Genomic DNA, 13,315 nt, shown 5'->3' on the forward strand with positions numbered 1-13,315 from the left:
ACGATGCAAACGAACAAAAAACAGCATAAAACAACTAACTTAGACCGTAGTACGGTTTTTAAGTTTGGCTTATATGCGGTAGGCGCTATTTTATTAGTGCAACTTTTTTTGGTACAAATAATTCGTCACGATTACTACCGTGCAGAAGCACTTGCAGAGCATGTAAAAAAGTTTGAAATACCTGCCAAGCGCGGTGTGATTAGCTTATCAGACGGTTACAGCGCTACTCCAGTGGTGCTTAATGAAAAAAAGTTCTTAGTGTACGCCGATCCTAAGTTTATCCAGAACACTGAAGCAGCTGCTAAGCAACTTCAAGAAGTTGTTGGTGGCAACGCAGACGATATAAAGAACTTACTTACGAGTACGAGTAGGTATGTGGTTGTTGCCAAAAAAATAGACGAAGCACAATCAAAAAGAGTAGAAGATTTAAAAATCAAAGGTGTTGGTCTTAAAGAAATTTCTGTACGGTCGTATCCTCAGGGAACTGTGGCGGCACACGTTCTTGGGTTTGTTAATGATGACGGCGTTGGCCAATATGGTTTTGAAGAGTATTTTAACAAAGAGCTGACAGGCAAAAGTGGCCAGCAGAAAATTATTACAGATGTGAATGGGGTACCACTTGCCATAAATAACGAATCCGTCCAAACGCAGCCAGACCCGGGGAGTGATGTGACTTTAAGCTTAGATATACGCTTGCAGCGTATTGTCGAAGAGCAATTGAAAGCTGGTGTTGATAGAACTCAGGCTAAAAGAGGGAGCGCTGTACTAATAGACCCTAACAACGGCGAAATTAAGGCTATGGCAAACTATCCTACGTTTGATCCGTCGCAATTTGCAAGCCAAGCAGATTTAAGTGTGTTTACCAATACAGCAGTGAGCAGGGCCTGGGAGCCAGGTTCGGTGATGAAACCGCTTATGCTTGCGACTGCTTTGCAAGAAGGAGCCGTCACACGCAATACTTCATACTTTGATCCAGGTTATAAGAAAATTGCAGATACAACAGTAACCAACGCCCACAGTTATGGAGCCCGGACGATGACTATCGATGACATCATAACAAAGTCACTCAATACTGGTGCGGTGCACTTAATGCAGTCGCTTGGGGGTGGTGACATCACCGAAGCGAGCCGGCAGACATGGTATGAATATTTAACGAATCATTTTATGTTTAATAAAACGACAGGCATTGAACTTGCTAATGAACAACCTGGCGGTGTTATTCCCCCTCAAGATAATGGGGCGGGTATTAATGTCACCTATGCTAATATGGCCTTTGGTCAAGGCTTAACAATCACACCAATACAACTGGCGGCAGCCTATGCTGCGCTCGTTAACGGTGGAACATATTATCAGCCAACGGTCATAGAAGAATATAAAAAAGATGGCACATCCGTGAAGCAAGAACCAAAAGTTGTAAGAAGTGATGTAGTGAGCAGCGAAGTGAGTGCGCAAGTAAAAGATATTTTACGTGAATCATTAGAAGAGAATTACAAGCCAGCCATCCGGGCAGGCTATACGCTTGGTGCAAAGAGTGGTACAGCCGAGCTGTCTGATGGCCAAGGAAACTACCGTGAAGATGCCTACGATGGAGCATACGTTGGGTACTTAGAAGGCAAAAAACTAGAATATGTTATGGTGGTGCGGCTAGATGAGCCAAAGACCAGTGGCTTTGCCAGTAGGCAAGCGACCATTGTTTGGGGAGATATTTCTAACGAAATCATTAATTCTATCGCTATAGAACCAAAGATTCAATAATTATGGTATACTAATAACTACAAAGAAGAAGATACAAAGATGTCAACATTAAATATAGCAATAGAAACCGCTACCTTAACAGAAATCATGTATTTAGGCTTGCTTGGCTTTATTGTAAGTATGGCCCTTACACCGATATACACAACAGTTGCCTATAAGTACAAGTGGTGGAAGAAACCACGCGACACAGCACTAACCGGAGAAAAGGCGACCGAATTTCAAAAGCTGCACGCCGCCAAACATCGCCGTAATATTCCGACAATGGCTGGTATTGTTACGCTTGTAGGTGTTGCGCTTGTTACCCTCGTATTTAATTTATCCCGCGAACAGACTTGGTTGCCGCTTGCTTTAATGGCCGCAGCCGGTGTGGTGGGACTGATAGATGATTACATTAATATCAGAGGGCAAGGCAAGGGGGTCGCCGGGCTGCGCGCAAAATTAAAGTTTAGTATGATAGGTACGGTTGCGTTTGTTGGTGGCTGGTGGTTCTTTGCCAAAAATGATATTACGTCATTTTATATGCCTGGGTTAGGTGATGTAACAATCGGCTGGCTGATGATTCCGCTATTTATGCTCGTTGTTATCGCGACTGCGAATGCTGTGAATATTTCTGATGGTCTCGATGGATTGGCGGGTGGCTTATTGGCATCATCTTTTGGTGCCTACGCTGTGATAGCATTTTTACAAGAACGTTACGGTGTCGCTGCTTTTTGCATGACGATGGTCGGATCGCTGCTTGCTTATATATGGTTTAATATCTACCCAGCACGCTTTTTTATGGGTGATGTAGGGAGTTTTAGTCTCGGTACAGCACTGGGTGTTGTTGCCATGATAACGAACACGTTTGTGTTATTACCAATCATTGGGTTTGTATTTGTAGCCGAGGCTGGTTCGGTAATTATTCAGACGATATCTAAAAAAACTCGTAATGGTAAGAAAATATTTAGGATTAGTCCTGTACACCATCATTTTGAAGCAATTGGTTGGCCAGAAGCGAAAGTGACAATGCGTTTTTGGGTAATCGGGCAAGTAGCCGCTGTTGTTGGCCTAGTACTTGCTATAGTAGGAGGTTTTGTATGAACCCGCGCCTTGCGCGGCATACACCAAATCAGTTACCAGTAGCCCGTAAACATCGACCTGATTATGGGCTATTTATTACTGCCAGTATACTACTAGCTGTTGGCCTAATAGTAATGTATGCAATAAGTCCAGCACTCGCCGCGCAAGGCGGTGACGTTAGTGATACATATTTTGTCGTTCGACAGCTTATTGCTGTAGTAATTGGTATAGGTGCTTTTTTTATTTTTTCAAAAATTTCTGTAGAAAATTGGTCAAAATGGCATAAAGCCTTAATTATTAGTGCAATTGTTTTGAGCTTAGGAACAATAGTGACAGGGGGGTTGGCTAACCGATGGATACAACTTGGGGCTTTTTCGTTCCAAACAGTTGAATATGTAAAGCTCGTGGTTATTATTGTCTTTGCTGGCTATTTATCGCAAGTCATAGATAAAGGTAAATTGACTGATATTCATGCGTGGCGTGTGCCTATGATTATCGCGAGTGTACTAGCGCTCATCGTCGTGATTATACAGAGGGATCTTGGTTCTGCTGCTGTGCTCTTTACGATCACTCTCGCAATGCTATATATGGCTGGGTTCCCACTTGCGAAGTTAACTATCGCAATTACTATCATTGCAATACTCGGCGTATTAGCAGTCGTTTCTACACCATATAGGCGTGACCGTGTACTCACTTTTTTACAACCAACGGCTGATTGTTCTGATGCTGGTTATCATTCATGCCAGGCTTTGATTGCGGTTGGGTCTGGTGGCGTTATGGGCGTTGGTCTTGGCCGTAGCATTCAAGCATATGGCTATTTGCCAGAAGCAGAAAACGATTCCATTTTTGCAATTTATGCAGAAAAGTTTGGGTTTATTGGATCGGTCGCTTTACTTGGTTTATATGGCAGTTTGTTACTACGTATTTTAACCATAATGCAGCGAGCCCCTAATCGTACGATGCAATTAATGAGCGCTGGTGTGTTTACGTGGTTTGCGGTGCAGGGCACAATTAATATAGCTGCAATGCTTGGCTTAATACCTTTAAAAGGCATCACATTGCCTTTTATAAGTTACGGTGGGACAAGCTTGATTTTTTCTATGGCAGCGTTAGGCATAGTGTTTCACATATCTAAGTACACACTCATGAGAAAGGCTACTCTAGCTTTACCAAAGCAGGAAGGGGATGCGCGTGAAGATAGTCATCACTGGCGGCGGGACAGCCGGCCACGTTACACCGTTACTCGCCGTAGCCTCTGAAGTTAAGTCCCTAGAACCGAGTGTGCATATTCGCTATATTGGGAAGTATAGCGATACTACGACGCAAAGTATCGTTACAAACCAGGCGATAGAAAAAAACTACGCTATCGCAGCCGGTAAGTTACGACGTTTTCATGGTAAAAAATGGTATTGGTATTTTACGCAACCTGGGTTGGTTGCCAGAAATATAAAAGATAGTTTATTGTTTAGCGTAGGCTTTGTACAATCAATTAGTATCCTTATATTTTGGCGTCCTAACGTGGTTTTTGTAAAAGGTGGATACGTTGGCTTACCTGTTGGGCTGGCTGCTGCTTGCTTGCGTATCGCCATTGTAACGCACGATTCAGATGTCCTACCTGGCCTTACTAACCGAATCTTATCAAAATTTGCACGCACGTTAGCTGTTGGGGCTCCGGTAGATCAATATCCGCAGTATGCGAATAAAACGGTTATTTACACAGGTGTGCCTGTACGCAATGATTTCATACAACCACCGTTAAAATCTGCTGCGCGTAAGCAGCTTGGTATTCCTAAACAAAGCCATGTGGTTGCCATTGTAGGCGGATCTTTGGGTGCTGTTCGGGTTAATGATGCTATCTTGGTAAATTTGGATAAACTGTTTGTAGATACCTTTAAAAGTCTAGACTCTCCATTAAAACTTTTGTGGTTTACAGGGGCGCATGGCTACAAAAAAATATTACATGCAGTAGAAAAGACTTCCCACAAAGACAATATTATAGTAGAACCGTACACAAACGACTTAGCTACAGTATTTTCGGCAGCTGATGTTGTGATAACGCGGGCTGGTGCAACCACACTCGCTGAACTTTCTATAATGAAAAAACCAAGTGTTATCATACCAAATCCGCTCTTAACTGGTGGGCATCAGACGATGAACGCACGTGTATATCAACAGCACAATGCAGCAATAGTAGTAACTGAAAAACAGCTCGCAGATTCTCCCTTGATACTAAGTGGTGTAGTAAAAGATGTATTAATGAACCAAGAGAAACAATTGATGTTATCTGATAATATGTCAACATTCGCCAGAGTAGATGCCGCTAAAGATATTGCACACTTACTGCTTGCAGCTGGTAATAGGAATAGTGGGGTATAAAGCCTGTGTTATTTAGAAAAAAGAAAAAACCCACTGTAGATACGAGACAAAGAAACACCGGCTCAGGGCAAAAAGTAAATTCATACTATACGGCTTCTAAGAAGCAAATTACGACATTTCAACGCCACACATCTACAGAACCTGCAAAGAAGAGCGTAGGTAAAATTATTAAAACATACAGCACCGTCGTACTTGGCAGCACATTATTAATTATTGCGCTTTTTGCTATGGTGACACTCAGTAGCACTGCTTCAATACGTATAGAAAACGGTGGTGAGTATCGTACACCAGAACAGTACCAAGCGATTATAAACGAAGCACTGCAAAAGCAAGTAAATAACAAATTTAAACTTACACTAGACTCTAATGGGGTAGCTGAAGACATTAAACGACAATTACCAGAAGCATACAATGTAGCTGTCTATGCACCACTGTTTGGCCGTAATCCGGAGGTTATCATAACAACTGCAGCACCATTTGCTGTTTTGCAGCAAGACAATGCACCGAGTCTCGTGATGTCTGAACGTGGACGATTAGTACTAGAAACTACCCAGTCAGTCGTAGATAGTACTCATCTGGCCACTATTACCAATGAATCAGGAACACGTTATAATACAAACGATCAGTTATTTAAGCCAGATGAGATGGCATCCCTACGAGCACTACAGTTTCAATACACCAAGGGTGATATAAATCTACAGGGAAGTGTAGCATACGTGCTGCCAATAGCACCAAGAGAAATTCATACGAAAGAAGGCACCTATATTGCTAAGTTTAGCTTAAACGACGACGCAAATATCACGCAGCAGTTTGGTGCACTGAGGGCAGTGCAAGCGCAGTTACAGGCTCAAGATAAAACACCACAAGAATACATAGACGTACGACTCGCTTCAAAAGTCTTTATACGCTAAAGACAAGGGCACATATGTAATGTTCGTATTTTGTTTATTTTATAAACAAACAGAGCAGGAGGGGGGAAGGGCTACCCCAACGCAGTATGCAGCAGGATAGATAAAGTAGTATCATAATGTGTTATTTAGTAAAAAACTATATAAACATACAAAACTGTGGAAAAGTCAAAATTAATTGTATAATCGTGTTCGTATTTTGTTTGTGATTTTACAAACTAAAATTTATAGCAGTATAAGCATTCTTGGAAATTGTACACGGTATATAGACGAACACCACACACCTATATAGAAGAGCGTAAACGACGTATAAGCATACAGGTACATTAAGAGAAAAACGCTTACTCCCCCCTGTATGAAGACGTATTGGATTATAACTATTACACATATAAGCACGTCGTAAAAGGTATATTGTGCGACATTATGCATAGCAGTCTGGGGGACTACTCTGCTACTGCTTTTTGTGCATTACAATGTATATGTTTATACGTTCCGCGATTCTTTCAATGCCCATATGTATATATATTCGTTGTGTGACCTTCGCGCTATTGTTTGGCTATAATTCTTTTTCATACACGAGTTACTATTTATATATAATTATTGTTGCTTTATTAACAAAGTTCGCAAAATGTTCATAATTTATATATTGCCACATAATTCACAGTGGGCGAACCTATTATCGCAAATGGAGCGTATTATCTTTTGTAAGAGTTTGGTTGGTTTCGTCTAACGATTGTGTCTGTGGCTTAGGGTTTGTTGCAGATGCAGCGTCGCGCGCTTGTGCTTCGGCGGCTCTTTTTCTTCGTAATCGCCTTTTTTGGCTTTCACTCAACTTTTGTGGCTCTGGTTGCTGGGCACGTGTAGCGGTTACACCTATGACATGCTTACTCATGGGGCGCGTAGACGTTGATGCGCTGCTGTTACGTTGCTGGAGAGGGTTTGATTGCGCCGGTGACGACGATTTAGGTGTATTCGCTAGTGTAACTGCTCGTATTTGTTGTTCAACGGTGTGAAGATCGCCCGCATAGGTCTTTCTGGAATGTTCGATGATTTTATCTGAATTATCTTCTAGCACTGGCGGGATATTAAGTGTTGTGGCGCTAAAGGGACTCGCTTTTTCTCCGTTTATACTCATGCTGGCGACAAAATGCCTATTATGGAATTGTGATAGATCAGTGGCTTCGAATTGTGGTTCGAAATATTTAACCAAAAAAGGGCTATCATCAGGGCTAACCCGAAAACTTACCATGCTGCCTACGTTGCCAAACACTGCATCACGGACAGGTTCTGCCATTTGTGAAATATACTGATTAGCAACCGTTAAATTTAGCCCATATTTTCTGGCTTCACTTAAAATGACCGCAAAGCTATCGGTGGCAAAGTTCTGAAATTCATCTACGTACAGGTAAAATGGGCGCCGATTAGCAAGATCTGGTATATCTGCACGGCTCATCGCGGCTAATTGTATTTTAGTTACAAATAGCGACCCTAAAATGGCAGCGTTATCTTCACCAACAAGTCCCCGGGATAGATTGACGATTAATATTTTACTTTCATCCATTGCTTGGCGGATATTGAAGGTACTTTTTGGTTGCCCAACAATATTTCGTACGAGTGGGTTTGCCGTAAATGCACCAACCTTATTCAGTACCGGCGCGACTGCTTCTGAGGCAAACTTTTCGTTCCAGCTTGCAAACTCACTAAGCCAAAAGTTTTTAACGACAGGGTCGTCTACATGAGCTATGACATCGTTTCTAAACGGCTTATCAACAAGCATCCGGGTAATATCTAGTAATGTTGCGTTCGGATAGTCTAAGAGCGCTAAAATTGTGTAACGCAAGATATATTCGAGTCGCGGCCCCCACGATTCGAACATGCGTTTTAACACACCGACGAGTTCACTGCTCACCTGCCCCTTAGAAGTAGAATCAGACAATTCTAGCGGGTTAAAGCCAATGGGATACTTGCTATCAGCAGGATTAAAATAGATCACGTCTTTAATACGGTTTTTGGGTATGTATTTGATGACATTGCTTGCATAGTCTCCGTGTGGATCAATCACGGCAAACCCTTGGTTGTAATAGATATCAGATAGGGTAAGAAGTTCGAGCAGCCCAGATTTACCGGTGCCAGTTTGACCGATGATATACATGTGGCGACCACGATCACTACGTAAGGCCCCAAACATTTCATGTGTTCCCCGAAAATTAGTAATACCAAACAGGCTGAGACTCTCTTCTGGTACAGAGCCGTAGGTAGGCAAAGTACTTGGTGGCTCAGCTGTTTTAGTGGTAGCCCAGACAATATTTGGTGTTTCTACCGATGTATGTGGTAAATGGTATAAACTCGCTACCTCTTCTATATTGAGAATATAGCCTTTATCGGTAAATGCTCGGTTAGCATATTCATTGACCTTCATGCGGTCAAAACTGGGGTATTTACTCTGAAAACCATTAAGATTTGTGGTATTAAACTGTTTAAAAGTGCCTACCATGGCTTGCATACGTTGACGGGCGGTAGCTTCGTCATTACCTGTATAGATAATGCGAACCTTTACTTGGTAGCCTAGCTTGCGGCTCTTTTCTTCTATTGCGGTCATGCGTGTTTTATCGCGCTCTGTGGGCTCGTAGCTTGTAGTTGACGCACCTGGCTCTGGTGGCTTTACAATCGCACCGAGCGCTTGCCCCAGATATGACAGACCGCTGCCACTACTAGACCATCCACCAGCCTTAATACGCCGAACCATTTTGGCACTTTTTTTATGCCATTCATCACTCACGGGGCGGACAATTACCTGCACCCACATTTCTTCGTTCGGTTGGTTAAGCTTTGCAAGGGTCGCAGTGATTGCTGCCAATGGGTCTACTTCAAAACTAGGAAAGGTTTTTATAGGTAACGTTTCGTTATCGGTTAATACTAGTTCGGTAGAATGTATTACACTTTGGTTCAGTGGACGTTCTGTGTAATCATACTCAGTTTCTGATATTTGTGCAGTGGGGTATTGAGCATAGACTTGCCCTTCTACAAAGGCTTGTAAATGCTTTGGCACCCAAATATAAAACCGGATGCGTTGGCCAATTGCAGCAATTTCAAAGCTTATTTTATCTTGCGACTGATGGGTATCACCGAAATATGACTTCTTAGGTTTCAATATTCCGTGTAACGCAGCAAACATCTGCTCCGCAGAGAGCTCTTTCTTGTCGTTGGTGCGTGGTATTTCAACTAATAATAGTGAGGCTTTGTCTGCCATATAACCTTAAGTATTTTTTAAGAACAGCTTATATTATACCCTTTAAAGGCGCTAAATAGAATGATGAAGTCACTTGTTAGGGATGCATTTTTTAGATAACGTTTTTACAATGAAGCTTCGTCGAGTGCATAAGTGGCTTTCGCAACGCGTTTAAATTGCGGTTTGCCTTGGAGATTAAGCAAAATCGTCGTTTCTTTAACGTAGCGGTTTTTAAGCACCCGTTTAACGATTTCGTCACGATGTAGCGGCTCGCCAGCTTTGCGAAGAACCTCTGTAATAATGTCAGCAACTGTGCCTTTTTTGTAGCCCCATTCGTTTAGTGCATATATGCCCCGCCCAATCAGCACAAAGCGCTTATCTTTAATGAGCTCATTGTGGATTGCCTGGGTGGTAACATCTTTTCGCTTAAAATCAGACTCTTTAATAGCATCGGCTATCTCACTAAAATGCATATGGCTTCCCTTTTCGCTTAAAATAACATATATTTTATCGCGAATATTCTTTGGGTTAACAGTTGGCCATTTCGTAAGACCCCATACACCATTTAACGACGCCAAGTACTTAGATATACTGGCGAGTGCTTGTGTGTGCGCGGTGTCACTACTGTGCACTGAAGCAGCAATTTGCTCTATGGGTTCTGGCTGCCTATTTTTCTTGATTGCATCAACAATTTTTCCTACAGCTTCACGGATATGTTTTTCATCGTGTACCGAGCGTTCACCAACAGCATTATAAAAGTGATCGCTTTCATCTATAACACTAAGTTCGGGCGCGAGTTCAGCAAAGAAAGCTATGCGAGCTTGACTAATTTTAGATGGCTGCAAAGTCAGAAGATCTGATAGTTGCGTAACACGCATTACGTGGCCGTTTGTCTGTAAAATGTCAATGATTGCTGTAGTGACTTCAGCTAAACCAGGTATTTCGTCCTTTTCTGCAGCAGTTTTAAGGCGTGTGATAACTGATTTTTCTAATTGTCGAACGCGTTCTCTGGTGATACCGAGTAGTTCGCCGACTTGTTCGAGCGTTTCTTTACGATCGTAGAGGCCAAATCGCCTAGATATAATTTCTCGTTCACGTTCTCTGTCAATCGTACCAAGGACCTGCTGTAAAATGGTCTCTAGTTCCACACCCTGCGCTGTTTTGGCGGCAGTCGTCATACCGATTAATCTCCTTACATTCATCTAATACACAATGGAGCGTATTAGGTTTTATATATTTATAGTACAATAAATCTTATGCAGTGTCAAATATTTGATTTACTAACATTATTGTAGCACAAAATAGACTATTTAGCATACATTGTATTTTATAAGTCATTAGTAAACATATTGGAAAAAACCCCAACAAAACGGTATTGCTTATTTAGATTTTTTGCGTTTTTTAGGGGGCTTGGCTTTAGCGATTAACTCTTTAGCTTGTTCGAGCGTAATGTCTTTGGGGACGATACTTTTAGGAATACGCGCATTCTTTGAGCCGTCCGTAACGTAGGCACCAAATGGGCCGTTAAGTACATTTAAGCCTTCTGCTGCGAAGGTTTTGATGTCTTTTTTAGCGTTTTGCTCGAGCTTTTCTTCGTATAGGCGCTGGGCAGTGGCTTCGTCTACTTCAAAAGGCCCCATTGGTTTTATAGATACAAAAATACGATCAACTTGAATATATGGTCCAAAACGGCCAATATTAGCGGTTATTTCTTTGCCGTCTTTCGTTGTACCGACAAGTCGTGGCAACGTAAACATGGTGAGCGCTTCTTCTAATGTAACGGTGTCGATGCGGGCGTTCTCTGGCATTGGTGCAAAGGCTGGTTTTTTATCATCTTGCGTTTCGCCACGTTGTAGCATTGGTCCAAATTTCCCATACCGCGCATAGATGGGTTCGCCTGTTTTCGGGTCTTTGCCTAGTAGTTTTGCTTGAGCAGCTTCTTGTCTACTGGCGCCTTCTGCTTCTATGACTAGTGGATGAAATTGTTTATAAAAGTCACTAATTGCTTTTTGCCACTTTTTTTCACCTTGTGCAATGATGTCTAGTTCGGTTTCAGCCTGCGCAGTAAAGCCGCTATTCACAATAGAACCAAACTGCTTTACCAAGAAATCTGTTGTCACCCCTGCGAGGTGTGTTGGAATAAGCTTATTTTTATCTGCCCCAGCGAGTTCGGACTCTTGTGTGTGTTGAACTTCGCCAGCTCGTAAGCTATAGACTTCTGAAGTACGCTGTTTGCCTTCTATGTCGGCTCTTTCTACATAGCCTCTTGATTGTATAGTGCTAATTGTTGGCGCATAGGTGCTTGGTCGTCCAATGCCGAGTTCTTCTAGCGTGCGTACCAAACTCGCCTCTGAATAGCGTGCAGGTGGTCGGCTATACGACTGTTTGGCAGTAATTTCTGTATAGTGTAGCTGATCTCCTTGTTTGACGTTGGGCATTACTTGATCCTCTTTGTTACCACCGTATACTTTGTAAAACCCGTCAAATACAATGATTTCACCCTTTGCGCTGAATACTTCTGTCGAGGAGCTAATGGCAATGTCAATATCGGTGCGTTCTATCTTGGCTGGTGCCATTTGGCTCGCTAATGTTCGCTTCCAGATAAGTTGATACAGCTTTGTTTGATTAGTATCTTCGCCAGCTTGTAGGACTTCTACCCTTGTTGGTCTAATTGCTTCGTGTGCTTCTTGGGCAGAACTATTCTTTGTTTTATAGGTGCGGGTTTTGGCATAAGCTTCACCGTACGTTTTGGTAATGTACTGACTAGTCGCAGCGAGTGACAGCCCTGATAGATTAGTGCTGTCTGTACGCATATAGGTGATGTGCCCGTTTTCATACAATCTCTGCGCGAGTGTCATCGTTTGTTTTACACTGAAGCCTAATTTACGAGCTGCTTCTTGCTGCAAGGTACTGGTGGTGAATGGTGCCGATGGGTTACGCTCGCCTGGTTTTTTGGTTACTGCACTGACTGTAAAGGTGCTTTGAGCACAGGTTTGTAGTAATTTTTTCACTGCTTTATCTGACGTAAGGCGGTTTTTGAGTTCGGCAACGAGCACCATAGAATCTTTGTTAAATTCACCGGTTATTTTGTAGGTAATTTCTGGCGTATAATTTTCTATTTCTCGTTCTCTTTCTACAATGAGTCTCACAGCGACAGATTGCACCCTTCCGGCGCTTAATCCGGGCCTAATTTTTTTCCATAAAATAGGCGATAATTCATACCCAACAAGGCGGTCGAGCACGCGGCGTGCTTGCTGAGCATCTACGAGATGTATATCTATATCTCTTGGGTGTTTGAGAGCATTCTTAATGGCGCTTTCAGTAATTTCATGAAATACAATTCGCTTGGTTTTTGTATGGTCTAGCTTTAATTCTTCGCTTATGTGCCACGCAATGGCTTCACCTTCGCGGTCTTCATCACTTGCCAGCCAAATATGATCGGCAGATTTTGATAACTTTTTTAGTTCTGCTACAGTTTTCTTTTTTTCTGGTGGTACTTCATAATGTGGGGCAAAGTTTTGCTTGATATCAATATTAAGCCCTTTAGCTGGTAAATCTCTAATATGTCCAATACTACTTTTTACGTCATAATCTTTGCCGAGGTACTTGGCAATTGTTTTAGCTTTAGCTGGTGATTCTACGATAACGAGATGCTTCATATATATAATACTGTGATTTTAGTATACGCTTCCCTTAGGCTACTGGTAACCCGCTAAAAATGCAAGTAGCCCCGCCCAATCCTAACGTACTGTTAGAATGGGCGGGGCTAAAATAAATGCTACGTGGACCCCGCTAAGGCAATGTAGAATGCACCACTGCCCCATATAAATAGCAAGATAGTGAAGAATGCAAGGGTCGCAGCATCATCGTCCCAACCATCGCCTTCACGGTTTACCTCCCAGGCCAATTTACCAGTTGCAAAGGATGCAACGTAGAGGATGATTCCAACAAAGAGCAAAAGTAACATAGCCACTCCCACGATGAGCCA

At 42.4% G+C, this 13,315-nt stretch carries 9 protein-coding genes; 5 read left to right on the forward strand and 4 right to left on the reverse strand.

Going from position 1 to position 13,315, the window contains the following annotated elements:
• Positions 1–3: 3 nt before the first annotated feature.
• Genes H6795_00435 through H6795_00455 form a run of 5 tightly spaced genes read left to right on the forward strand, consistent with a single transcriptional unit; the run spans position 4 to position 6,101 of the window.
• A complete protein-coding gene (locus tag H6795_00435; protein MCB9816990.1) occupies positions 4–1,755 on the forward strand; it encodes a penicillin-binding protein 2 in 1,752 nt (583 codons plus the stop codon).
• Between the two features lie 39 nt (positions 1,756–1,794).
• The gene (gene mraY / locus H6795_00440; protein MCB9816991.1) at positions 1,795–2,835 is read left to right on the forward strand and encodes a phospho-N-acetylmuramoyl-pentapeptide-transferase; all 1,041 of its coding nucleotides are present in this window, start codon (positions 1,795–1,797) and stop codon (positions 2,833–2,835) included.
• A complete protein-coding gene (locus H6795_00445) occupies positions 2,832–4,073 on the forward strand; it encodes a cell division protein FtsW (GenBank protein MCB9816992.1) in 1,242 nt (413 codons plus the stop codon). Before mraY ends, H6795_00445 begins: the two co-directional genes overlap by 4 nt.
• Positions 4,006–5,190: a UDP-N-acetylglucosamine--N-acetylmuramyl-(pentapeptide) pyrophosphoryl-undecaprenol N-acetylglucosamine transferase gene (locus H6795_00450; protein MCB9816993.1), complete on the forward strand. Its 1,185-nt coding sequence runs from the start codon at positions 4,006–4,008 to the stop codon at positions 5,188–5,190. Before H6795_00445 ends, H6795_00450 begins: the two co-directional genes overlap by 68 nt.
• 5 nt (positions 5,191–5,195) lie before the next feature.
• Positions 5,196–6,101, forward strand: a complete 906-nt coding sequence (locus H6795_00455; GenBank protein ID MCB9816994.1) for a hypothetical protein — start codon at positions 5,196–5,198, stop codon at positions 6,099–6,101.
• A 673-nt stretch (positions 6,102–6,774) separates the two neighbouring features.
• Here H6795_00455 and H6795_00460 read toward each other — a convergent pair.
• The 4 genes from H6795_00460 to H6795_00475 all read right to left on the reverse strand — a co-directional run bounded on the left by H6795_00460 (position 6,775) and on the right by H6795_00475 (position 13,294).
• A complete protein-coding gene (locus H6795_00460; GenBank protein ID MCB9816995.1) occupies positions 6,775–9,348 on the reverse strand; it encodes a type IV secretion system DNA-binding domain-containing protein in 2,574 nt (857 codons plus the stop codon).
• Positions 9,349–9,452: 104 nt separating this feature from the next.
• Positions 9,453–10,505 carry a hypothetical protein gene (locus H6795_00465; GenBank protein ID MCB9816996.1) on the reverse strand — a complete coding sequence of 351 codons (1,053 nt, stop codon included), beginning with the start codon at positions 10,503–10,505 and terminating at the stop codon, positions 9,453–9,455.
• Positions 10,506–10,706: 201 nt separating this feature from the next.
• Positions 10,707–12,986, reverse strand: a complete 2,280-nt coding sequence (gene topA / locus H6795_00470) for a type I DNA topoisomerase (protein MCB9816997.1) — start codon at positions 12,984–12,986, stop codon at positions 10,707–10,709.
• A 119-nt stretch (positions 12,987–13,105) separates the two neighbouring features.
• Positions 13,106–13,294 (reverse strand): hypothetical protein, encoded by a 189-nt coding sequence (locus H6795_00475; protein ID MCB9816998.1) that lies wholly within the window; start codon positions 13,292–13,294, stop codon positions 13,106–13,108.
• Positions 13,295–13,315 lie beyond the last annotated feature (21 nt).

The sequence above is a fragment of the Candidatus Nomurabacteria bacterium genome (assembly GCA_020631975.1).
GTDB lineage: Bacteria > Patescibacteriota > Saccharimonadia > Saccharimonadales > CAIOMD01 > JACKGO01.

Bases quoted from the DNA above. Each gene is read 5' to 3' on its own strand.
- H6795_00465 (MCB9816996.1), bottom strand. From the start codon at position 10,505: ATGACGACTGCCGCCAAAACAGCGCAGGGTGTGGAACTAGAGACCATT.
- mraY (MCB9816991.1), top strand. From the start codon at position 1,795: ATGTCAACATTAAATATAGCAATAGAAACCGCTACCTTAACAGAAATC.
- H6795_00460 (MCB9816995.1), bottom strand. From the start codon at position 9,348: ATGGCAGACAAAGCCTCACTATTATTAGTTGAAATACCACGCACCAAC.
- topA (MCB9816997.1), bottom strand. From the start codon at position 12,986: ATGAAGCATCTCGTTATCGTAGAATCACCAGCTAAAGCTAAAACAATT.
- H6795_00475 (MCB9816998.1), bottom strand. From the start codon at position 13,294: ATGTTACTTTTGCTCTTTGTTGGAATCATCCTCTACGTTGCATCCTTT.
- H6795_00445 (MCB9816992.1), top strand. From the start codon at position 2,832: ATGAACCCGCGCCTTGCGCGGCATACACCAAATCAGTTACCAGTAGCC.
- H6795_00435 (MCB9816990.1), top strand. From the start codon at position 4: ATGCAAACGAACAAAAAACAGCATAAAACAACTAACTTAGACCGTAGT.